This window comes from Vibrio sp. 10N.247.310.24 (assembly GCF_041467175.1).
Lineage (GTDB): Bacteria > Pseudomonadota > Gammaproteobacteria > Enterobacterales > Vibrionaceae > Vibrio > Vibrio tasmaniensis_A.
This window is the reverse complement of sequence record NZ_JBFSUD010000036.1, coordinates 1-22,757: the sequence shown is the minus strand read 5'-3', so window position 1 is coordinate 22,757 and position 22,757 is coordinate 1. Positions and strand designations below refer to the sequence as shown.

The window sequence follows — 22,757 nt, the reverse complement described above, 5'->3', positions numbered from 1 at the left end:
CACACGCTATGGATAAGAGAAAACCAAACGTCATTGCTGTTGACACTGTAGAGAAAGAATCGACCCTGACACTCCATGTTACCGGAGACATCACCGATTTTAAGGGGCACTTTAAGAGCTTCCCTATTCTTCCCGGTGTGACACAAATTGACTGGGCACTTCACTATGCTGTCCAAGAGTTAAATGTCCCTGGTTACTTTAAAGGTATGGAGGTCATCAAATTCCAAGAGCCTATCCTTCCTAACGCCACAATCCAGCTATCACTCAAATGGGATGCTGACAAAGACAAGCTGAGCTTCAGTTACACCTCGAATAACGGCGAACAGACCCACTCTTCAGGAAAAATGAAGCTGGGAGAGAAAAGTGAATAGCGCTCCTGCTGAGGCTGCTTCTCAACACGTAACAAAAGAAAGCGACTACAAAGCTTGCTTCCTAATTCCGTGCTTTAACCACGGCGAAACCATGCCTGCAGTGGTGTCGTCACTCCATCATTTTGAGTTGCCGATCATCATCGTTGACGATGGCAGTGAACTCACCACGAAACAGTTTCTGGCTCCCTTAGTAGAGAATTCAAACGTAACCTTGGTGACGCTTGAGCAGAACCAAGGCAAAGGCGGTGCCGTAAAGACTGGCATCAAGCGAGCACAGCAGCTCGGCTTTAGTCATGCCATTCAGATTGATGCTGACGGTCAACATGACCTAGACGCCCTACCCGCCTTAATCGAAGCGTCACAAGCTAAGCCCCAGCGCCTGATCTCAGGTCAGCCTGTCTATGACGATAGCGTACCGAAGGCAAGGCTCTACGGGCGCTACGCGACACATATTTGGGTGTGGATAGAAACTCTATCTCTCTCGATTAAAGACAGCATGTGTGGCTTTAGAGCGTATCCAATCGATAAGACACAAACAGTACTGAATAAATACGATGTCGGTTCGAGAATGGACTTCGATATCGAGATTCTGGTTCGCTTATACTGGGAAGGTTGCGACATTGACTTCATTGAGACGCGAGTCATCTACCCTGAAAATGGTGTCTCTCATTTCGATGCGCTGTGGGACAACGTAAAAATCAGTTGGATGCATACTCGACTGTTCTTCGGCATGCTGCCAAGAGCCCCTAAGCTGATTGCTCGTCACTTCAAATCAGATTCTGAAGATCACCTAACAAGTTCGACACAATTTTCAGAAAGCAATCAGGCGCAGCAGACACCAAATAGCACTGAACAGCCTCATTGGTCCAGAACTCAAGAGCGCGGCACAGTTCTCGGTATCAAACTGTTGTTAGCTGTGTACTCACTATTAGGCCGAGGTGTATTCAACCTAATTTTGCGCGGTGTGATGCGTTACTACCATTTGACAGGCAAGCGCGCGCGAAACGCTTCTGAGCAATACCTATTCCAGCTTAAGACATACGCAGAGCAACAGAATATTGAGTTACCCGCTGAATTAACCAGTTATAACCACCTGCTTTCATTTGGCCATACCATGCTAGACAAATTAGCCGCATGGAAAGGTGATTTTTCAGTCGATAACCTGACCATTCATGGTCAAGAGCAATTCGAAAGTATGGTGGAAAACCAGCAAGGTGTGCTAATCCTGGGTTCTCACCTTGGTAATATCGAGTTGTGCCGTGCTTTGGGACGTCGACACTCACACATCAAAATCAATGCGCTGGTCTTCACGGAACACGCCGAACGCTTTAATTCGGTGATGAAAGCAGTAAACCCACAATCTGATTTAAACCTGATTCAGGTGACATCGATGGGCCCTGATACCGCCATCTTGTTGCAACAAAAATTGGAGCAAGGTGAATGGATTGTGATCGTTGGCGATAGAACCTCCACCAGCAAAGAGAGTCGCTCAGTATGGGCAGAGTTCTTGGGTAAAGAAGCTCCCTTCCCTCAAGGGCCATTTATGTTAGCCTCTGTTCTCAAAGCGCCAGTATTCTTATTGTTTGGCCTACGAGATGACTCACAAACCAAACCGCATTTTAATGTCTATTTTGAGCATTTCAGCGACAAGATAGAGCTACCAAGGAAGACTCGCGAACAATCTTTACAGCAAGTCGTGCAGAAATACGCAGACCGACTTCAGCACTACACACTGAAAGCACCGCTTCAGTGGTACAACTTTTTTAACTTTTGGACATTGAGCAAGCACCATGACGAAAACAAATCCAAATAGCATCACCTTTGGTGCCGAACGCCTCACTATTGAGGATGTTGTCGCTATTTCACAAGGCGCAAAAGCCTCGATGAACTCAAGCAATGAGTTCACATCAAAGATCGACCGCGGTGTCGCTTTTTTAGAACGCCTATTGAAAGAAGAAGGCGTGATCTATGGTGTGACAACGGGCTACGGTGACTCATGTACCGTTGCAATTCCGCCAAACCTTGTTGATGAATTACCACTGCATCTAACGCGCTTTCATGGCTGTGGTTTAGGCGAAATACTGTCTCACGAACAATCTCGTGCAGTATTAGCAACGCGCCTTTGTTCATTGTCACAAGGTGTCTCTGGTGTGACTCACGATTTGCTCAACCAGATCGTTACTCTGATCAACCAAGATATCTCACCGCGTATTCCTCAAGAAGGATCGGTTGGTGCCAGTGGCGATTTAACGCCTCTCTCTTACTTGGCTGCAGCATTGATTGGTGAGCGCGATGTTATCTACAAAGGTGAAGTTCGCCCTACTAGTGACGTTTACAAAGAGCTAGGCATTAGCCCTATCAAGCTTAAGCCAAAAGAAGGCTTAGCATTGATGAATGGCACGTCAGTCATGACGGCTTTGGCTTGTATCGCCTACAAACGTGCAGAATACCTAGCTCAGCTGTCGACTAAGATCACCGCAATGGTGTCTGTAGGTATGCAAGGCAACGATTTCCATTTCGATGAAGCGCTATTTGCTGTTAAACCACACCCAGGCCAGCAGCAAGTTGCAGCATGGCTGCGTGATGACTTACAAGCAGATCGCCCGCCACGCAACAGTGATCGCCTACAAGATCGTTACTCTCTGCGTTGTGCACCGCATGTGATTGGTGTGGTTCAAGACTCTCTGCCTTGGCTACGCCAAATGATTGAGAACGAACTAAACAGCGCTAACGATAACCCAATTATCGATGGCGATAATGAGCGCGTACTGCACGGTGGACACTTCTACGGTGGCCATATCGCAATGGCAATGGATACACTAAAAACAGCGGTAGCCAACCTTGCGGACCTACTTGATCGACAAATGGCGCAGTTGATGGATTACAAGTTCAACAACGGCTTGCCATTTAACCTAACCGGTGCTGAAGGCGAGCGTAAACCAATCAACCACGGTTTCAAAGCGGTACAGATTGGCGTTTCAGCTTGGACAGCAGAAGCATTAAAACACACCATGCCAGCAAGCGTGTTCTCTCGTTCAACTGAGTGTCACAACCAAGACAAAGTCAGCATGGGCACTATTGCGGCTCGTGACTGCTTACGCGTTCTTGAACTGACTGAACAAGTAGCGGCAGCATCACTTCTGGCGGGGACACAAGCGCTTGAACTTCGTAAACGCCATAATGAGCTTGATGAGCACCACATGAGTGAAAACCTAAAGCACATTCGCGACGAAGTGCTTAAAGAGTTTGAATTTATCGTAGAAGATCGACCACTTGAAGGCGATCTACGCCACTTCATTGCTCGTATTCAAAGTCAACACTGGTCACTTTACTCCTAGAGTAGCTAACCCTTTATGCAATATTGTTGAGAGCGATTTATGTCTGAAATCCTTCATCCATTAAAATCAGAGGTTACTTTAGTAACCTCATTCCAAGATGCCGACCCAATGGGCGTGATCTACCATGGCAACTACTTCCGATTTTTTGAAGAAGTTAGGCGCATCATGATGGATAAGATTGAGTACAACTACCATGAGATGAAGGATTCGGGCTACATGTGGCCGATCATCGACACGCGCGTAAAGTACATCAAAGCAATACCGTTTAATCATCAGATCACGGTATCCGCTAAGTTAACTGAATGGGAAAACCGCTTGCGTGTTGACTACGAAATTCACGATGCCAACACCGGTGCTCGTATGACACGCGCTCACACCATGCAGGTTGCAGTAACCATTGAAGAACAAGATATGTGTTTTGCTTCTCCGAAGGTGTTTACCGATAAAGTCGAACGCTGGCATCAATTTGGCTGCTTACCCCAATCAGCTGAGCAGCAATCAAACGATCACCAATCAGAGCAACCGCAAGTACCTAACACACAGCAGCAGGTGAAACATGAGTCTGTTTAAACACGGGCGTAAGCAAATCAGTATCGCACTGCTAGGACTTGCCTCAATGATGGCGAGTCACTTGGCTGGCGCTAGCGAGAACACGAATGCTGTCGGTTCTATTACAGAACTACAAACCGTGTTAAGCGAAAATAGTATCGTTCGTGGTCAATTTACTCAAACACGTAACATGGAAATGTTCGCCCAACCTCTAACATCACAAGGTACTTTCCTGTTAGACAAGTCGAATGGTTTGCTTTGGACACAAGCGACTCCCTTTCCTGTGAGCTTGGTGCTCACGGATAACAAACTGAGCCAAAGGTTTGCCGATCAACCCGCTAAGATCATTACCGATAAAGAAAACCCAATGGCATTTTATTTCAGCCATATATTCCTGTCGGTGTTTCACGGGGACACGCAAAAACTTCAAGAGCAATTCTCACTGTCATTTGAACCAGCGACTGCGAAAAATTCTGATGAAAGTGCAAACTCAAGTTCACAAGACACACGATGGACACTCACTCTAAAGCCAAAGAATGCGCCAATGAACGCGGTGTTTGAAGCCATCACACTGCAAGGACAAGGTGACATTGAACGTATCGAACTTAGAGAAGTTCGTGGGGACAGCACAGTGATCGAATTTAGCCAGTTAAGCCATCTACCGGAAGTATTATCAGATGCTGAAGCGCAACAATTCCAATTCTAGCCTAGCCCTTGCTTGGCTTGTTGTCGTAATACTGTTTAGCGGATTGTTGATCAAACAATTCGCTTTTTCTTCGTCGGTACCCATTGAAAGCAACATCATGAAATTGCTGCCAGAAAACCAGCAAGATCCCATGGTAGAGCAAGCCTTTCAGCAAATATCCAGCTCGATGAGCGAGCAAGTGGTGTTTATCATAAGTGCCTCCGACGTCGAACAAGCCATGACAGCGACTGACGCTTTTGAAAAAGCCCTCAACCGAAGATCTTTCTCAAATAAGCCAACGCTGTTTAAGCAAGTTCAAGGCAAGATCAACGCCAGCACGCAAAGCCAATGGAGCGATTTCTATTTTCGTCATCGAGCTCAACTTCTAACTCAACAACAAAAAGAGACGCTGACACACTCGCCGGATTCGCGAGCTCAATATGTCATTCAGTCTTTGTACAATCCGTTCTCAGGCGTCACTGCAGCAGAGCTATCTCTAGACCCATTCTTGTTATTTCGTGACTACATTAGTGCTGTTGGCGTTCAATCAAGTAACTTTGTTCTGAAAGAAGGCTACCTCACAGCCCAGTCTAATGAGCCAGCTCATATTTTGGTGACAGCTACTCTGGCAGGTTCGCCTTATAGTTTAGCGATTCAAGAGCAGCTTCCAGATCTTGATTCAATTGAGCGCGAGATCGAAAAGCAGTTTGGTGTCAAAGTGCAGCATACCGGTGTGGTGTTCTACGCCAATTACGGTACCGAAAGCGCGAAATCAGAAATCAGTACCATTGGTTTGGGCTCATTGGCAGGTGTGATTTTATTGGTGTGGCTGACGTTTCGTAGTGCCTTACCTCTTGCCTTGTCTTTGCTTTCAATCAGTACCGGATTATTGGTCGCACTGGCAAGCACCGTCGCTATCTTCGGTAAAGTTCACCTGTTTAGTTTGGTGTTCGGTGCCAGCTTAATTGGCGTATCCATCGATTACTCCTTTCACTACCTGACTGACCGCTTAGCTGCTGGGAGTAAATGGCAAAGTGACAAAGGCCTAAAGCACATTCTCGTTGCGATCACCTTGGGTCTTATCACCAGCTTGATTGGCTACCTAGGTCTGTTGGTGGCACCTTTCCCTGGCTTGCAGCAACTTGCTCTGTTCTCGTCAATTGGACTTATTGCCGCTTACGCCAGCGTGGTGTGTTGGTACCCCGTTTTAGCGGCAAAACCAAGCCAAGAGCGTCCACTTCCTCTGTCGAAGCTTTGGCATACTTGGTTAAGCCTGTGGAACAACCAAAAATTTAAAATTGGCTTACCGTTGGCTGTGACTGTCTTGAGCCTGATATCACTCAGTCAAATTCGTTACGACGACGATATTCGCCAACTTCAGGCGATGCCAGAGCAACTCAAACAGCAAGAGCAAGCCATTACTGAAATCTCAGGATTAGGTAGTGGTCAAAATATGCTGCTGGTGACCGCCAACAGCGATCAAAAACTGCTAAAAAAACTGGCAGATATCACCACGAGCTTAAATTCTTTGGTCGATAGCCAAGGTATCTCCGGATATCGCAGCATCAATCAACAGTTGCTAAGCGAACAAGACCAGCATGATAACTATCAGTTAGTTGAACAGCTCTATGGCCAGCAAAGCCATATATTACAAAGCACGCTAGGTTGGTCTACTTTTCCACAACTACCAAAATTCGAACCAATCACGGTATCTGGATTTTTAGAATCACCGGTGTCAGAACCTGTTCGACCACTTTGGTTAAAACCGATCGATGGGCAAGCCGCGTCAGTCATTTTGATCAAAGACGTCACGAATTCAGAATTGTTCTCTCAATGGCTCGATTCAAGCTTTGCTCAGCAACAAGGCGTTAAATACCTTAATAAAGCCGATGAAATCTCTGCTCTCTTTGCGGAATATAGAGTCAAGATCACCGAGTTGTTATTGATAGCATTAGCGGTTATTGGCATGGTGTTGGGTTGGCGTTATGGTGTGAAGCAAAGCCTATTAATGCTATTGCCATCGTTAATTGCCGGTGTCGCTGGTTTAGCGGTCACGGGTATTTTAGGCTCGACACTGAATCTGTTTAACCTGCTTGGACTGATTCTGATTCTAGGGATTGGTATCGACTACACCCTGTTCTTTGCTGAGCAGAAGAAATCACTAAGCACCTTGTTAGCGATTACTTTGTCAGGCCTCACGACGCTACTCTCATTTGGCTTATTGTCACTGAGTCAGACTCATGCCATTCATAGCTTCGGTGTTACCGTCCTAACTGGTATTTTCGTCGCGTGGTTGCTTTCGCCACTTGCAATCAACCACCAACAAGCAGCGGAAAAATCAAACTCTCGAGAGGCTTTTAGATGAACAAAACAATCAAGATAGCGCTCGCCGTTGGATTGGGCTTACTACTCAGCGCTTGTTCGATGGTGCCTCAACAGCCTACAGGCGCAAGTGTCGCAATCGATAAAGACACCGAGCTAGCCTTGCCGCTGCCTGCTGAACTGGGATACTCATTTACAGCAAGCCAGCTGATCAGCGCAACATGGCAAGATGATACGCAGCAACTTCCTGTTCAAGTCGAAGTCACATCAGACAAAGTCGTGTTGGCGGGTTTCTCCTCTTGGGGTACTCGCATTCTATCGCTGCAATACCAAAACCAAACGATTGATACTCAAGTTCTATCTGGTCTTGGCGCTACCCTGCCGCTACCCGAGCAAGTACTATTTAATTTGATGCTGACTCTATGGCCAGTTGAAGCATGGGCTCAACCTTTACAAGACATCGGTTGGTATTTGGTCGATACCGAAAACAGACGCACCGTATTTGATGAAAACCAACAGCCAATCATTAAAATTGATTACCAAGCAGAGCCCGGAACACACAAAACCGCAGGCAACATTGTTTTCAAGCATTTGATTCAAGGCTACACCATCACGATACAAACGTTGAACTCAACGATTGTCGATAACCCAAGTAAGAGCTAAACATCATGCCTATTTATATCCAAGACTGTGGTTTCCACTCCGCATTAGGCTCAAGCGTTGCTGACATTCATGGCTGCCTCAAAGGCGAGCATGAATCAAACATGGTTGAAGTGAGCGACATGCTAAACGACGGTAAGCCGACGGTCGTTGGTAAGGTCGCAGGTGATTTACCGGAAATTCCATCAGTTCAAGCGGAATACGCCACTCGCAACAATCAACTGGCGTTATCGGCTGTTAATCAAATCAAAGACTCTATCGAGCAAGCAAAATCACAATTTGGTACCGATAGAATTGCTGTAGTTATCGGCACAAGCACCTCGGGAATTTCTGATGGTGAAACGGCGTTTAAACACAAACTAGAACATGGCTCTTTCCCCGAAGATTTCCACTATTCAAAACAAGAGCTAAGCAACACCTCAGAGTTTGTTAGTCAATATTGCTCGTTGACAGGGCCAAGCTACGCAATCTCGACCGCCTGCTCATCAAGCGGCCGTGTTTTTCTTACCGCTCAACGCTTGTTAGATTCTGGAATGGCGGATGCAGTGTTGGTTGGAGGTGTCGACACCTTATGTAAGCTGACGCTCAATGGTTTTCATGGTCTTGAAGCACTTTCAACCACACATTGTAAGCCGTTTAGTGCCTCTCGAAATGGCATCAACATCGGAGAAGCAGCAGCATTTATGTTGCTCAGCAAAACAAAACTGAATGTTGCTAATACAAACCAGAATATACCTAGCATTGCCTTGTTAGGCTGTGGCGATAGCTCTGACGCACATCATATTTCAGCGCCCCATCCTGAAGGAAATGGCGCAGAACAAGCTATGAGAAAAGCGTTAGATTCTGCTCAGTTACAAGCTGAAGACATCGGTTATATCAATGCTCATGGCACCGCAACTCCACTCAATGATTCAATGGAAAGCAAAGCCATTCATCGTATTTTTGCAAACAAGGTTCCCGTCAGTTCCACCAAGCCTCTCACCGGGCATACTCTTGGGGCCGCAAGTGCAATAGAGGCTGCAATAGCATGGCATATTTTAAAATATGACTTACCGCTTCCCTTACAAAAATGTCAGGATAAAGCTGAAGATATTGAGATTGATTTGGTAAACTGTTCCCAGAAACTTAAAGTAAAGAACATCTTAAGCAACTCGTTCGCTTTTGGTGGCAACAACATTAGCCTGATCTTTGGTGTAGTAAATGACTGATATCCCTTCTGTAGACCAACTTCTCCCACACGATGATCCGATGATATTAATCGATCGTGCTATCAACGTAGAGGCGTTGTCGATTCACTGTCAGGTCGATATTGGTGCTCATAACCTGTTCTTTAATGCCGAATCTCAAACCGTACCCGCTTATGTGGGTATCGAGTTTATGGCGCAGTCTGTAGCGGCATGGTCTGGATACCATGCGCTGAAAAACGGCACGACTCCTCCAATCGGCTTCTTACTCGGCTCTCGTCGTTACAAGTCACTGTGTGATGAGTTCACTCAAGGTCAGACCCTTGATATCTACGCCGAGCAACTGATGGAAGACAGTGGCATGGCCGTGTTTACCGCCCGAGTCGAAGACCAAGGTGAGTTAGTGGCTCAATGCCAACTCAACGTCTACGTGCCGACCGAACAAAAATTACAAGAAATGAAAACTAGGAGCCCATCATGACCCGTCAGGTTTTAGTCACAGGTGCTAGCAAAGGCATCGGTAAAGCGATCGCTATTCAACTCGCGAAAGACGGATTTGAAATTGCCGTTCATTACATGGGTGACAAGCAAGGTGCTGAAGAGACGTTAAAGTCGATCACCGAACTGGGTGGCGCGGGGCGTCTTACCCAATTTGATATCAGCAATCGCAGCGAGTGTCGCGAAAAACTTGAGTCAGATATTGCCGAGCATGGCGCTTACTATGGTGTGGTGAACAATGCGGGTATTACTCGTGACACAGCATTCCCAGCCATGACGGAAGAAGAGTGGGATGGCGTGATCCATACCAACCTCGACAGCTTCTACAACGTACTTCACCCGTGCGTGATGCCAATGGTTCAAAAACGCAAAGGCGGTCGAATCGTTACTCTGGCGTCGGTATCCGGCATCATGGGTAACCGCGGCCAAACCAACTATGCCGCAGCAAAAGCGGGCGTGATTGGCGCAACTAAATCTCTGGCTTTAGAGCTCGCGAAACGTAAAATCACAGTAAACTGCGTGGCTCCTGGCTTAATCGATACCGGTATGGTGGATGAGCACGTGAAAGATCATGCGCTTCCTCAAGTGCCACTGCGCCGCATGGGCGAGCCAGAAGAAGTCGCCGGCCTAGTGAGCTATCTCATGTCTGATATTGCAGGCTACGTTACTCGCCAAGTAATTTCAGTTAATGGAGGCTTAGTATGACCCGCCGCGTTGTTGTAACTGGCATGTCTGGTGTTACTGCCTTTGGTAATGATTGGCAGCACATCGAGCCAAAACTGAAAGCGTGTGAAAATGCCACTCAATATATGCCAAGCTTTGAGCAGTATGATGGCCTCAACACTAAGCTAGCTGCGCCTATTGATGACTTCCAGTTGCCAAAACACTACAAACGCAAACAGGTTCGAGGCATGGGTCGGGTTTCTCGCTTAGCCACTGTCGCGACTGAAGATGCTTTAACACAAGCCAGGTTGATTGGACATGATGTTCTGACTAACGGAGAAACTGGCATTGCCTACGGGTCTTCAACCGGCAGTACCGATGCAGTTGGCGCATTCGGCGTAATGCTTAACGAGAAGTCGACACGTGCGATCACCGCAACGACTTACGTTCAGATGATGCCACACACCGCAGCGGTCAACGTCGGGCTATTCTTTGGCCTACGCGGCCGCGTGATCCCCACCAGCAGTGCCTGCACTTCAGGAAGCCAAGCGATTGGTTACGCCTATGAAGCGATCAAACACGGCTACCAAACCGTAATGGTTGCCGGCGGCGGTGAAGAGCTATGCCCAACTGAGTCTGCCGTTTTCGATACCCTTTTTGCTACCAGTTTAAAAAACGACACGCCAGAAAAATCCCCTAGCCCTTACGACAGTGAGCGCGATGGCCTGGTTATCGGTGAAGGCGCAGGTACACTTGTTCTTGAAGAGTATGAACATGCTGTGGCTCGTGGCGCAAAGATCTACGCTGAGATCATCGGTTTTGCCAGCAACTGCGATGCAGCTCATGTGACTCAACCTCAGATGGAAACCATGCAAATCTGTATGGAGAAAGCGCTGAAAGATGCACAGCTTCCTGCTGAAAAAATTGGTTATGTTTCGGCGCACGGAACGGCAACAGATAAAGGCGATATTGCAGAAAGTAATGCGACCGCGAACATTTTTGGTGAAGTGCCAATCAGCTCATTAAAAAGCTACTTTGGTCATACGCTTGGCGCATGTGGTGCCATTGAGGCTTGGTTGAGCCTAGAAATGATGCATTCCGGCTGGTTCAGCCCAACATTGAACCTTGAAAACATCGACGAACGCTGCGGTAAACTCGATTACATTACAGGTTCTGGTCGCGAATTGGATGTTGAGTATGTAATGAGTAATAACTTTGCCTTTGGCGGAATCAACACTTCCATCATCTTCAAAAAGATTTAAGCTTATTTATTAGCTAAAACTCGAGACAAATAAAAAGGGTCAGTAACCAAGTTACTGACCCTTTTTTGAATCTAGCAAAAGCTCAATTAAGCATTAGCTTCACGCTCAGCGATGAACTCAAGAGCCATCTTGATACGAGCGATTACGCGCTCTTTACCAACAAGCTCCATCACTGCATCAACAGAAGGAGACTGGCCGCCACCTGTTACTGCTACGCGAAGTGGCATACCGATTTTACCCATGCCGACCTCTAGCTCTTCACATACTGCTGCAATCACACCATCTTTGATGTTTGCAGTAGTGAAATCTTCAAGCGCTTCAACCTTAGCAAGAGCAAGCTCTAGTGGGCCTTTAGCAACACCACGTAGGTGCTTCTTCGCTGCGCCAGCTTCAAACTCAGAGAAATCTTCGTAGAAGTAACGAGACTGTTCAGCAAGTTCGATAAGCGTATTACAACGCTCGCCAACTAGCGTTATCACTTCAGTGATAGCCGGGCCATTTGTTGTATCGATCTTTTGTGCGTCTAGGTGCCATTGCAGGTATTTAGCAACGTACTCAGGCTCAGAAGTCTTGATGTAGTGGTTGTTCAACCAAAGTAGCTTATCAGTGTTGAATGCAGAAGCAGACTTGCTGATAGCGTTCAGGCTGAAGAATTCAATCATCTCTTCTTGAGAGAAGATCTCTTGGTCACCGTGAGACCAACCTAAACGAACTAGGTAGTTGTTTAGTGCATTTGGTAGGTAACCTTCGTCGCGGTATTGCATTACAGAGACAGCACCATGACGCTTAGAAAGTTTCGCACCGTCATCACCAAGAATCATTGCACAGTGAGCGAAAGTTGGAACTGGCGCGCCTAGTGCTTCATAGATGTTGATTTGACGAGGAGTGTTGTTGATGTGGTCTTCACCACGTACAACGTGTGTAATACCCATGTCCCAGTCATCCACGACAACCACGAAATTGTATGTTGGTGCACCGTCGGTACGACGAATTATTAGGTCATCAAGTTGGCTATTAGAGATTTCGATGCGACCACGGATTTGGTCATCAAAGACTACGCTGCCTTCTTTAGGGTTACGGAAACGGATAACGCATGCATCACCTTCTTTTGCAGCTTCGTTTGCTGCAACAATTTTAGGGTGGTTCGCATCGTAACGAGCCATCTCTTTGTTTTCTTCTTGCTCTGCACGAATTTCGTCAAGCAGCTCTTTAGACGCATAGCATTTGAAAGCTTTGTCTTCAGCAAGTAGCTTATCAACCATTTCGTTGTAACGGTCAAAACGCTTAGATTGGTAGTAAGGACCTTCATCCCATTCCATACCCATCCATTGCATGCCTTCTAGAATTGCATCAACCGCTTCTTGAGAGTTACGCTCAAGGTCCGTGTCTTCGATACGCAGAACGAATTCACCACCTTGGTTCTTAGCGAATAGCCAAGAGTAAAGTGCAGTACGTGCACCACCAACGTGAAGATAGCCAGTTGGGCTAGGAGCAAAACGAGTTTTAACCGTCATTTAAATACCTTGATTATGTAGGTGATTCTTTTAGTGATTGCCATTACAAAGCCTGCAACAGAAAAATATCACTAAATTTTGGGCGCTATTTTATCACCACCGCTTAAATCTACAATCAGTAGAGGCGGATAAATGCTCCGATTCTGCAATTTGTATTTGACCTTCCCCTTACGGGAAGGTTTATGTTAGGCCTAGATGAGAATTGGAGTATCGATATGAACCATTACACAACAGCGCTCAACGGCCTAAATTGCATGGGTTGTGCGAAGAAAGTCTGCACACTGTTCGATGATCTCGAGAATACGACGATCAATGACATATCGCCGACCTACATCGATATTTCGACTCCTCTTAGTTATGTTGAGCTCAACGAACAATTGGCGACCCTAGGTTATAGCATGGGCAATAAACTGCACCTTTCGTTATCCGGTCTTAGCTGCAGTAAGTGCGTGAACAAGCTGACTCAAGCGCTTGAGCAGACCGAGCAAATCTCAGACCTAGAAGTCAGCAAACATGAATTGTCCTTGGTTACTCTGCTTTCAGAATCCGAGCTTATTGAGCTAATCGAAAGTGTGGGTTATCACGCGGCTTCCTACTCTGAAGTTAATGAGCCTTTATCTAATTCAGATTCAGATTCAGAAGACGATAAAAAAACAGTGCCCGTGGAACCGACACAAGATAAACCTGCTGCTAGCCAATATACCTATCACCTTGTTCTTGAGGGAATGACGTGTGCGAGTTGTGTTTCTTCGGTAGAGAAAGCGCTGAAAAAGAATGAGTTCGTCGACCAAGCTCAGATCAACCTCGCTGAACAGACAGCCTTGGTCTTCACATCTGAAACACGTGACGTCATCGAGAGCGCGCTAATAGAATCGGTGAAAAACGCAGGTTACGGTGCCGAGTTCGTTGATGACGCGGCAACTCAACAACAAAAACAGCAAGAGCAACAACTTCGTACCCAAAAAGCTTTCCTAAAGAATTCAGTAAGCGCGCTACTTATCGGTGCTCCGCTGATGGCGTGGGGTCTGTTTGGTGGCAGCATGACTATTGCTACATTTAACGACCAATTGGCTTGGGGCTTAATAGGTGTCGTCTGTTTGGTACTGCTTGCGACCTCAGGACGCAGCTTCTTTACTAACGCTTGGCAATCACTGATGCACAAGCGTGCAACCATGGATACCTTGGTCGCTCTAGGTACAGGCGCGGCATGGTTCTATTCAATGCTGGTTGTGCTGATTCCATCATGGTTCCCAGAACCATCACGCCATGTCTATTTTGAAGCGAGTGCAATGATTGTTGGCCTTATTTCTTTGGGTCACTACATTGAAGCTAAAGCCAAGGCACGCACCACCAAATCTTTGCAGGCACTGATTAATTTACAACCTCAAAAGGCTGTGGTTATCGTCGATGGTAAAGAGCAAACCATCGCTGTAGAAGCCATTCAAGTCGATATGCAAGTTCGAGTGAAACCGGGAGAAAAAGTCCCTGTCGATGGTGTCGTGATATCTGGCGAATCTTATATCGATGAATCGATGCTGACTGGCGAACCACTTCCCAACGTTAAATCAATTAATGATGGCGTTTCTGCTGGTACCATCAATGGTGATGGTAGCTTAGTTATTGAAGCGACAGGAATTGGTTCAAGCACCATGTTGGCTCGAATCATTCAGATGGTTCGCCAAGCACAAAGCAGCAAGCCTGCGATTGCGAAGCTTGCCGACTCTATCTCTGCCGTTTTCGTACCAGTTGTGGTCGCAATCGCAGCCATTGCCGCCCTAGTTTGGTTTTTTGTTGGACCACAACCGAGTGCAAGTTACATGCTCGTGGTATCAACCACTGTACTGATCATCGCCTGTCCATGTGCCTTGGGCTTAGCGACACCGCTCTCTATTACTGTCGGCGTGGGCAAAGCCGCTGAGTTTGGTGTTCTGATCAAGGATGCCGATGTGTTGCAATCTGCAAGCAAAATCGATGCTGTCGTATTTGATAAAACAGGCACCCTAACCCAAGGTAAGCCAACCGTTCAGCAGGCCTTTTATGGCGACTTATCAGAACAAGAACTGCTGGCTTACGCCTATTCGGTAGAGGTAGGCTCAGAACACCCATTAGCGAAAGCCGTTTGCCAATATGCTGAGAGCTTACAAGTTTCAGCGCTACCCCAAAGCGAATTCGAAAACCAAAGAGGGCTTGGAGTACAGGCAATAATTAGCGGCAAAAACGTTCAAGTAGGCTCACTTAAGTACCTCACCCAACTCGGCATCAATACAGACATTGGCGCAGACTTTATCGAGCTTTGCCGTTCACAAGCATGGACACCCATCTTCGTTGTAATCGACCAAAAACTGGAAGGAATATTTGGCATTTCAGATGCATTAAAAATAGATAGCAAACAAGCCATTGCTCAACTAAAATCCGCTGGAATTCACACCGTACTATTAACAGGCGACAATGACTCTGTGGCTCAAGCAATAGGTAAAAACGTCGGTATCGACGAGGTTATCTCGGAAGTACTACCAGAGCAGAAAGCTCAACATATTGTTCAGCTGCAACAGCAATATAAGAGTGTTGCCATGGTCGGAGACGGTATTAACGATGCACCCGCTCTTGCTCAAGCGGATATAGGAATCGCAATGGGCAGTGGCAGTGATGTCGCGATTGAAAGTGCGCAAATGACGCTACTCAACTCATCGCCATTATCAGTAAGCAACGCGATCGAGTTATCTCAAGCGACCGTGAGAAATATGAAGCAAAACCTATTTGGTGCCTTCATCTACAACTCGCTTGGTATTCCTATCGCAGCCGGTGTGCTCTACCCATTTTTCGGATTTCTGCTTAGTCCTGTCGTTGCAGGCGCTGCGATGGCGATGTCGTCAATTACTGTAGTCAGCAATGCCAACAGATTAAGACTGTTTAAACCCACACATTCTAATATCAACAAAAACCATATTCATGAGGTTCACCATGATTCGTAAAATTATGACTCTTACTGCACTCGCTGCAATTTCAGGACAAGCTCTCGCTACTAATGTACTAAACCATAAGTCTCCATACTGTGGCTGCTGCACAGAGTGGACAGAACACATGCAAGACGCAGGTTTCGATGTCACAGAGAAACTCCATGATGACATGAACCCAATCAAGCAGAAGTTAGGAGTAACGCCAGAGCTGGCTTCTTGCCATACGGCAGAGATCGACGGTTACGTATTTGAAGGACACATTCCAGCAGAGGATGTGAAAGCCTTTTTAGAAAACCCACCACGCAATGCGATTGGCTTGGCGGTTCCAGGCATGCCAATGGGCTCTCCGGGCATGGAGTATGGCGATAAGAAAGACGAGTATTCTGTGTATGCGTTTAACGAGAAAGGTCAGGTGTTTGAATACCGTCATTACAACGGAAAATAGAGCGTAAATAGACCTACGAACAGCAATAAAAATAGAGCCTAGCATTAAGTAAACCCAAGACTGTGGTTTACTTACTAGGCTCTTTGCTTTTGGACAGTAAAGCAAATCTTGTCGCGGCACCAACCGGGCTGTTAGTACCGCTATGTTTTCGTCGCTAGTTAGCAAAAACTCTATTTAACAAAAAAGCTAATTAGCGAAGAAACTCACTTGGCTAATAATCTAATCGATTAAGCAGCCAAGTGAGTCAGCTTAGAAGCCGTAAGATGCACCGAATACGAATGCGTTGTTTGTTTTAGACGCGCCGTTCGCGAAATCAACTCCGTTAGCTTGGCTACGGAATTCGAAGTAAGGTTGAACACCTTGACGAGTCCATGTTGCACGAAGCTCGTGATCCATAGCTTCAGCATCAATCATGTATACGTTGTTGTAGCTAAGCGCTAGGTCTTCGTTTACAGAGTAAGCAATGCGGTTATCCATGCGGTAATCAGTGTCAGCATCTGCAGAAGTGTCATCTATGTGTGCACGAGTACGGTTACTAATAGAGATACCGTTGTCGAAGTTGTAACCAATTTTAACCAGTGGACGGAACTGAATGCTCTCGCCAGCAGAGAAGACATGTTGGTAACCCGCTGCAACCCATAGGTTGTCAGTGATATTGAAAGCTTGCTCACCACCAACAGTGATGAATGCATTTGCTTGACCAGTTGTTGCGTCGCCACCAGTTTCAGCAGCAGTTAGACCTTCAAGGTCGCCAAGTTGGATGCCATCAAACTCAGTGTAAACAGTTAAACCGCCTAGAGAGTTGTCAAACGTGTGGCCAGCTTCTAGAGTCGAAGTCATATCAGAACCGTGGATACGGCCATCGTCGTGAAATTGGATATTACCTGTAACGTAAGAAGAACCAGCGAAAGCACTAGAAGCGAAAGCAAGAGAAAGTGCACTTAGAGCGATAATTTTTTTCATAGTAAACTGCCTTAGTTTAAATTTTTCAGCGACATATCTTCGGTATATCATTCACCTTCGCCGCTTGAGTAATTGGTAGCCTCCCTGGCATGAAATCTATCTTGCTCGATTTAATTTACGTTTCAAAATAAAAGGGCAAGCAGAGTGATCTCTCTCACCATCAAAAAAGGGAAAGTTATTTAACTTAAATAAATCAATAACTTAAAAACATAAAAATAGATAAAAAAAGAAACCCAATAATCAAAACGGATCAAGATCACGTTATTTCACGGCATAAAATTAGATTCAGTTGTTTCAATCACACCTGATTTATAGTTTTTTATGGCGGACTTATTTTTTGAAGAGAAGAATGAGAAGTGCGTCACTTTTGCGATGAAGCTCACCTTATGTACATTGTTGACGTTATAAACAAAGGTTATTTCTATATGTTTCAGTTTAAGGAATGTACCGAACTTAGTTTGGACGAAAAAAAAGCTCCCACTTTTATCTGAGTAAGATAATAGTTAGGGAGCTCATCTATTAATGTTGCTTATCGATTATTTCACCGAAGTCACTCGACTTACTTTCTCGCCACTTTCAGAGATAGAGCGGATGTAAGTTTCGCCTGAAACCGAAGGACGTTGTTGCTCATCATACGTTAGCCAGTTTTCACCATCCGCTGAGTATTGAAGCTCTACGCCAGGGAATTGAACGTTCATCGCTAGCTTGCCATCAACAACTTTTGCCCCCGGAACTGGTAGTCGGTAATCAATACCCGCTTTCTCAAGTTTAGCCAGTTCACGTTGACCAACAATATTCGCGAAGCGATTAAAGTCGTTGTTTAAAGACTGCTTATTTACTAAGTCAGTATCTTGAGAGTACTCAACGCCCACTTTGTAGTCGTTTTCCCAATCCGCTCTGTGCCATGCGCGCTCTGCTGCTGCAAGAACTCGTGGGAATACCATGTATTCATACTGCTCGTCAGTACGTACGGTTTCAGACCAAAGTTGCGCCGACAAACCGTAGAAAGGTTTTGCTTCAATCTCGCCTTTACCAGTGAAGCCATTGCCGTCACGGTCTAATGAGGTTTCCGCATTTTGTGGCATGTTTTCTGGTGCGAAACCGAACATCTTACGAGTATCCGTTGCACGCGTTGCCCAGTAGTAACCGCGCTCTGCTGCGTCTACTTCGTATGGCATATCCATGTATACGTAATCTGGGTTAGAGACAATCACGTCATAACCTTTCGCTGACCAATCGTACACTGATGAAGTTCCGCCCCAGTAAAGAACGTCCCAGAAGTTAACGCGAGTCGTTTCAGTCGCAAAACCAGCTTCACCCTCTTCCACATACTTCAAGCCATCTTGCCAAGCTTGGAAGTGAGGAATGCCTTTGTCTGCAACAATTTTTGATACTTCTTTTGCAAAGTAGCCAGGCAGGTGACCAAAATCACTCACTGAACCATCAGCAATCAAAGACTGACATTGTGGAGACTGTTGGAATGGCTTGTCTTGCTTGTCTAGCTCAATGTTACCTTTCCATACCACTTTGTCTTGAGCATCAACATCTTGAAAGCCTGCGCCTAGCTTGATGTTTTTCGCTTCATCACCACCAAAGTGCCAAGTCGTTAGCGGCATACCCGCTTCATTGTGCATTGCTGCAATTTCAGTAATCACTTTATCAACAAAGCGAGTCGATGATTCCATACATGGGTTGATGAAGCTGTGCTTATCGTAGAACTGAATAGTCGTCACGTTTGAAGTATCTTGTGGATCCATCAAGCGATATTCACTTGCTTCAGCTTCTTTGCCTTCCGCCATTAGGCGAGTGTAACGCGCTTCCATTGATACCACAGCAGAACGAGCGTGTGCTGGCATATCAATTTCTGGAATTACTTCGATGCTGCGCGCTTTTGCGTAGCTTAAGATCTCGACGTAATCCGCTTTACTAAAGAAACCAGAGCCAAAGTTGTCTGTTGTTGGACCTGAACCTAGCTGAGGCAGTAAACAGCTTTGCTCTTCCAAATCAAAACAACGATTAGACCCTACATCCGTTAGCTCTGGTAAACCTGGGATTTCTAAACGCCAACCTTCATCATCAGTTAAGTGAAGGTGAAGTTTATTCATCTTGTATGCAGCCATTTGATCTAGCGTCGCTAGGATGGCATCTTTTGAGTGAAAGTTTCGAGCAACATCCACCATCACACCACGGTAATCAAAGCGTGGTGCATCTTTGATCGACAGTTGTGGTAGTGATTCAGCGTTCTGACTGTCTATTAGGCCAAAAATAGACTGAACTGCGTAGAAAGCACCTGTTTTATCAAACGCTTTAATCGCAATCCCCTCTTCCGAGATGCTTAGTTCATAAGCGCCAGATTTTGCTAAATCACCCGTAAACTGAGTAGGAACAACGGCAACACTAACAGGTAGGTCGCCACTCACATCTACGTTTACCACATCTGCACGTTCTTCAATTGCAGCGAACTGCTCAGCATCGAATGCCTCTTTAGGTAGGGCGATACCACCAGCAATACTCACTGAACCTTCCCCCGCTTCTACCGACATTGGGGTTGGTAAAAGCGTTGTTGAAACGTCTTGCGTTGCTAGATCCGCATTCTTTTCGAAACGCGTAACCGCAGTCGCCATGACATTGTTGTCATCAGGTGTACGCTTAAGGTGGTTTCCTTCCAAACCTGTTACGAACGACGCGACATCTTCAGTATTCAATGAAGCAATCATCTTAGGTTCTGCGTTTGGCGCAGTTACGAATGCACCCGGCATAAAGTCAGTTTCAAACAGTTGCCAGTACTCAGTCGTTAACGGAAGAATCACTTCTTCACCAGCGGCAAAACCATCGAACTTATCTGTTGGTTCTAGTTTGTGTAGGTCACCTGTTACACGAGTGATTTTAAATTGTTCGTTATCAACATCTAAAATAAGGCGAATACTATGGAAGTAGATAGTCCAATCTTTCGAATCAATCGCTTCACCGTCATTGGTCAGAGTCATGTTCACTTTATTACATGACGCCCACTCAGCACCTAGGTCCTGACAAGCCATGCCTTCATTCGCACCGTGATTGGTTAGAATTTCATATTGCACATCAAGGTTATCAGCCAGTGCATTAACCACCTGTTGCTCAGGTGCTTGCGTTACAGCACAACCCGTCAAACCAGCCAGTACCGCTACAGATAGTAAGTTTCTCTTCAACATCGTATTCACCCATAAATTTAAAATTGAGTCAGAAGCAAAGTGGAGCGCTTCGAAAGTTAGATAAACTATATGGGCTTATTTTTTGCCGTGAATTAAATCAGGTTAATAAAGTGATCAGCTTCAAATCTCAAAAACACTGATAAAATTAATTATATTAAAATCATAAAGTTACAACCTACGGCACTTCCGTCATTTTTATTTTGACGTAAAAACTGAGAATTGAATCACAATCTTTTTAAAGGATTTCATAAAATCGTGTTGTTGGTAGGGAGAAAGGTTTAAGAGTTTATTCGTGTTGTTATACTTTTCGTACAAACAACGTGACATCGTTCTCAAAAAAAACCGTTAAAAAACGCCGTCAAAATCAATTTTAACGAGTTCATATCTTTTAATAGGAGCTTTCCTTGCGCACATTTTTGTACGTAACTTTATTCGTTCTCGCATTTTCAGCCAAACAAGCTGCGGCCGAGCCTCTTTATTGGCAAGCCAAAAAGGATGATCTGACGCTTACTATCTTAGGTTCTGTGCACGTTGGGGATAAAAGTATGTACCCACTTCCTTCGGCAATCACCGACGCGCTAAAAAACAGTGATGGCTTAGTTATCGAAACGGATATAAGAAAGACAGAGGGTGTCGTTTATCCGACGACCAAAGTGACCACCGCTGATGTATTAAACAAACAACAAAAACAATTATTAACCGACATATCAAAATCATTGGGTATGCCAACGCAACAACTGCTTAACTCACCGCCTTGGGCAACCTCTCTATCGATACAGATGCAGCAGTTAAAAAAACTTGGTTATGGCTCCGCCGGCGGCGTTGATGCGACGCTAGCTTACAAAGCGACTATCCAAGATGTTCCAGTTGTCAGCTTAGAACCGCTTCAATTCCAAATAGACCTGATGACAAAACAAAAGGACGACGGTAAGGAGTGGTTAGTCAGTAGCCTTGAAGAGTTTGACCAAACTGATCGTGTGGTTAATTGCTTAATCGAAAGCTGGAAAGCGGGTGATTTAGCGAAGCTGGAAGCTTTCGCAGAGCTGTCTGAGATGTCACCTGAACTAGAGAAAGCATTTTTAACCGATCGCAATATAGACTGGGCAAACAAACTATCCGCCAATGATTGGAAACTTGACTCGAAAGAGAGCTACTTAATTGTGGTTGGCGCCTTGCACCTAATAGGAGAAGGTAACTTATTGCAGTTGTTAGAAGAGAAAGGTTTCAATGTCACTCAACAATCACAAAGCCAACAGGCCCGGTGTCAATTTGAGACTAGTGACGACAACTAACTAAATTCGATACCATGACCTTCTCATAATATAACCATTACTTAATAACTGAATCATTACACTTAATCGCACCATAACGGTGTTATTATCTTTCGCTCTTTTTATATACGGTGTTGTTCTCATGAAACCAGTACTCTTTGCTTTACCTTTAGCCCTAGCGATCCTCACGCCTACGGTAGTGACGGCTAAAGAAACTTGTACCATCGAACAGTTTCAGGCGATAGACATTCAACCGGATACAAAAGGCGGTGTGTTAGATAAAGAAAGCGGCCAGTTTCTGATCACTGAGAAGCCACCGATGCGCTGTGCCAATATTACGTTCATTACATCGACGACACGCAACCGTATCGCGAGCCAAATGAATAGAAAATTTGAAGCGAGCTTTTACGATGGCCAAACGAGTAACTCTCACTCGGTGACGTTTAACGAAGATGAAATACAGGCGGGTTACATTCGAATTGGTCGAAATAACCCTGTTGAAGCGTATGTTTGCTTTGTTACTTCAGAGACGCCAATCAAGAACATCACGTGTGATGTGAAGTAAACAGATTTTCGGCTGGCTTATTGAGTCAATCCTTTCTCTATGCGGGATGTTTAGAACAACAAGAGATTTCCGACTCGCTCCTTCGTCGCTCTAGGGAATGACACATATACCAAAATGCAAAAAAGCCGTAGCCCCCTCCATTACGAGAGTGCTACGGCTTTCTTCAATGTGGCAGTGAAGATCTTATTTTGAACATCAGGCGAACCCCACCTTGGTTCTGATCCTATTTCCTATGCTCTAAAACGACGAAAGCCTGCTCATTGAGCCAACACCTATCATTTAAGGTGTTTAGATCGCACAGTGTAGCGAGTCTTACTAA

The 22,757-nt window shown here is 45.5% G+C and carries 18 protein-coding genes; 15 read left to right on the top strand and 3 right to left on the bottom strand.

Annotation, left to right across the window (positions count from 1 at the left end; translation table 11 throughout):
- The first annotated feature begins 8 nt into the window (after positions 1 to 8).
- From AB6E08_RS12860 to AB6E08_RS12810, 11 genes are read left to right on the top strand one after another with little or no spacing between them, the layout of a single operon-like run.
- Positions 9 to 371 (top strand): 3-hydroxyacyl-ACP dehydratase, encoded by a 363-nt coding sequence (locus AB6E08_RS12860; protein WP_012603414.1) that lies wholly within the window; start codon positions 9 to 11, stop codon positions 369 to 371.
- Positions 364 to 2,184, top strand: coding sequence for a glycosyltransferase (locus AB6E08_RS12855; protein ID WP_371996746.1), 1,821 nt, complete (start codon positions 364 to 366; stop codon positions 2,182 to 2,184). The genes AB6E08_RS12860 and AB6E08_RS12855 overlap by 8 nt, the downstream gene beginning before the upstream one ends.
- The gene (gene hutH, locus AB6E08_RS12850; RefSeq protein WP_372064317.1) at positions 2,162 to 3,709 is read left to right on the top strand and encodes a histidine ammonia-lyase; all 1,548 of its coding nucleotides are present in this window, start codon (positions 2,162 to 2,164) and stop codon (positions 3,707 to 3,709) included. The genes AB6E08_RS12855 and hutH overlap by 23 nt, the downstream gene beginning before the upstream one ends.
- 39 nt (positions 3,710 to 3,748) lie before the next feature.
- Complete coding sequence (locus tag AB6E08_RS12845) at positions 3,749 to 4,279, top strand: acyl-CoA thioesterase (protein ID WP_372064319.1); 531 nt, start codon at positions 3,749 to 3,751, stop codon at positions 4,277 to 4,279.
- Positions 4,266 to 4,964 (top strand): outer membrane lipoprotein carrier protein LolA, encoded by a 699-nt coding sequence (locus tag AB6E08_RS12840; protein ID WP_135382686.1) that lies wholly within the window; start codon positions 4,266 to 4,268, stop codon positions 4,962 to 4,964. Before AB6E08_RS12845 ends, AB6E08_RS12840 begins: the two co-directional genes overlap by 14 nt.
- Positions 4,936 to 7,308 (top strand): MMPL family transporter, encoded by a 2,373-nt coding sequence (locus tag AB6E08_RS12835; protein ID WP_372064321.1) that lies wholly within the window; start codon positions 4,936 to 4,938, stop codon positions 7,306 to 7,308. The genes AB6E08_RS12840 and AB6E08_RS12835 overlap by 29 nt, the downstream gene beginning before the upstream one ends.
- The gene (locus AB6E08_RS12830) at positions 7,305 to 7,928 is read left to right on the top strand and encodes a DUF3261 domain-containing protein (protein ID WP_372064323.1); all 624 of its coding nucleotides are present in this window, start codon (positions 7,305 to 7,307) and stop codon (positions 7,926 to 7,928) included. Before AB6E08_RS12835 ends, AB6E08_RS12830 begins: the two co-directional genes overlap by 4 nt.
- Positions 7,929 to 7,933: 5 nt before the next feature.
- Entirely contained in the window at positions 7,934 to 9,133 is a 1,200-nt protein-coding gene (locus tag AB6E08_RS12825; RefSeq protein WP_372064325.1) for a beta-ketoacyl-[acyl-carrier-protein] synthase family protein, read from the top strand.
- Positions 9,126 to 9,590, top strand: a complete 465-nt coding sequence (locus tag AB6E08_RS12820; RefSeq protein WP_017106323.1) for a hotdog family protein — start codon at positions 9,126 to 9,128, stop codon at positions 9,588 to 9,590. The genes AB6E08_RS12825 and AB6E08_RS12820 overlap by 8 nt, the downstream gene beginning before the upstream one ends.
- Positions 9,587 to 10,312, top strand: a complete 726-nt coding sequence (locus AB6E08_RS12815; RefSeq protein WP_372064327.1) for a 3-ketoacyl-ACP reductase FabG2 — start codon at positions 9,587 to 9,589, stop codon at positions 10,310 to 10,312. The genes AB6E08_RS12820 and AB6E08_RS12815 overlap by 4 nt, the downstream gene beginning before the upstream one ends.
- Positions 10,309 to 11,532 (top strand): beta-ketoacyl-ACP synthase, encoded by a 1,224-nt coding sequence (locus AB6E08_RS12810; RefSeq protein ID WP_372064329.1) that lies wholly within the window; start codon positions 10,309 to 10,311, stop codon positions 11,530 to 11,532. Before AB6E08_RS12815 ends, AB6E08_RS12810 begins: the two co-directional genes overlap by 4 nt.
- Positions 11,533 to 11,618: 86 nt before the next feature.
- Here AB6E08_RS12810 and gltX read toward each other — a convergent pair whose 3' ends face one another.
- Entirely contained in the window at positions 11,619 to 13,046 is a 1,428-nt protein-coding gene (gltX, locus tag AB6E08_RS12805) for a glutamate--tRNA ligase (RefSeq protein WP_009848605.1), read from the bottom strand.
- A 182-nt stretch (positions 13,047 to 13,228) separates the two neighbouring features.
- Between gltX and AB6E08_RS12800 the strand changes: the two genes are divergently transcribed.
- Positions 13,229 to 16,018 (top strand): copper-translocating P-type ATPase, encoded by a 2,790-nt coding sequence (locus AB6E08_RS12800; RefSeq protein WP_372064331.1) that lies wholly within the window; start codon positions 13,229 to 13,231, stop codon positions 16,016 to 16,018.
- Positions 16,008 to 16,448 (top strand): DUF411 domain-containing protein, encoded by a 441-nt coding sequence (locus tag AB6E08_RS12795; protein ID WP_372064333.1) that lies wholly within the window; start codon positions 16,008 to 16,010, stop codon positions 16,446 to 16,448. The genes AB6E08_RS12800 and AB6E08_RS12795 overlap by 11 nt, the downstream gene beginning before the upstream one ends.
- 249 nt (positions 16,449 to 16,697) lie before the next feature.
- Here the strand turns inward: AB6E08_RS12795 and AB6E08_RS12790 are convergent, their stop codons facing one another.
- Both AB6E08_RS12790 and AB6E08_RS12785 read right to left on the bottom strand, forming a co-directional pair.
- Positions 16,698 to 17,411, bottom strand: a complete 714-nt coding sequence (locus tag AB6E08_RS12790; RefSeq protein ID WP_009848608.1) for an oligogalacturonate-specific porin KdgM family protein — start codon at positions 17,409 to 17,411, stop codon at positions 16,698 to 16,700.
- 536 nt (positions 17,412 to 17,947) lie between these two features.
- The gene (locus AB6E08_RS12785) at positions 17,948 to 20,602 is read right to left on the bottom strand and encodes a beta-N-acetylhexosaminidase (protein ID WP_372064335.1); all 2,655 of its coding nucleotides are present in this window, start codon (positions 20,600 to 20,602) and stop codon (positions 17,948 to 17,950) included.
- 404 nt (positions 20,603 to 21,006) lie between these two features.
- Here AB6E08_RS12785 and AB6E08_RS12780 point away from each other — a divergent pair, with 404 nt between their 5' ends.
- On the top strand, positions 21,007 to 21,894 hold the full coding sequence (locus AB6E08_RS12780) for a TraB/GumN family protein (RefSeq protein ID WP_371996731.1): 888 nt from the start codon (positions 21,007 to 21,009) through the stop codon (positions 21,892 to 21,894).
- Between the two features lie 121 nt (positions 21,895 to 22,015).
- A complete protein-coding gene (locus tag AB6E08_RS12775) occupies positions 22,016 to 22,438 on the top strand; it encodes a hypothetical protein (protein WP_371707855.1) in 423 nt (140 codons plus the stop codon).
- The last annotated feature ends 319 nt before the right edge of the window (positions 22,439 to 22,757 follow it).

Coding starts and splice junctions, on each gene's coding strand:
- AB6E08_RS12860 (WP_012603414.1), top strand. CDS start 9: ATGGATAAGAGAAAACCAAACGTCATTGCTGTTGACACTGTAGAGAAA.
- hutH (WP_372064317.1), top strand. CDS start 2,162: ATGACGAAAACAAATCCAAATAGCATCACCTTTGGTGCCGAACGCCTC.
- AB6E08_RS12845 (WP_372064319.1), top strand. CDS start 3,749: ATGTCTGAAATCCTTCATCCATTAAAATCAGAGGTTACTTTAGTAACC.
- AB6E08_RS12840 (WP_135382686.1), top strand. CDS start 4,266: ATGAGTCTGTTTAAACACGGGCGTAAGCAAATCAGTATCGCACTGCTA.
- AB6E08_RS12835 (WP_372064321.1), top strand. CDS start 4,936: ATGCTGAAGCGCAACAATTCCAATTCTAGCCTAGCCCTTGCTTGGCTT.
- AB6E08_RS12830 (WP_372064323.1), top strand. CDS start 7,305: ATGAACAAAACAATCAAGATAGCGCTCGCCGTTGGATTGGGCTTACTA.
- AB6E08_RS12825 (WP_372064325.1), top strand. CDS start 7,934: ATGCCTATTTATATCCAAGACTGTGGTTTCCACTCCGCATTAGGCTCA.
- AB6E08_RS12820 (WP_017106323.1), top strand. CDS start 9,126: ATGACTGATATCCCTTCTGTAGACCAACTTCTCCCACACGATGATCCG.
- AB6E08_RS12815 (WP_372064327.1), top strand. CDS start 9,587: ATGACCCGTCAGGTTTTAGTCACAGGTGCTAGCAAAGGCATCGGTAAA.
- AB6E08_RS12810 (WP_372064329.1), top strand. CDS start 10,309: ATGACCCGCCGCGTTGTTGTAACTGGCATGTCTGGTGTTACTGCCTTT.
- gltX (WP_009848605.1), bottom strand. CDS start 13,046: ATGACGGTTAAAACTCGTTTTGCTCCTAGCCCAACTGGCTATCTTCAC.
- AB6E08_RS12800 (WP_372064331.1), top strand. CDS start 13,229: ATGTTAGGCCTAGATGAGAATTGGAGTATCGATATGAACCATTACACA.
- AB6E08_RS12795 (WP_372064333.1), top strand. CDS start 16,008: ATGATTCGTAAAATTATGACTCTTACTGCACTCGCTGCAATTTCAGGA.
- AB6E08_RS12790 (WP_009848608.1), bottom strand. CDS start 17,411: ATGAAAAAAATTATCGCTCTAAGTGCACTTTCTCTTGCTTTCGCTTCT.
- AB6E08_RS12785 (WP_372064335.1), bottom strand. CDS start 20,602: ATGTTGAAGAGAAACTTACTATCTGTAGCGGTACTGGCTGGTTTGACG.
- AB6E08_RS12775 (WP_371707855.1), top strand. CDS start 22,016: ATGAAACCAGTACTCTTTGCTTTACCTTTAGCCCTAGCGATCCTCACG.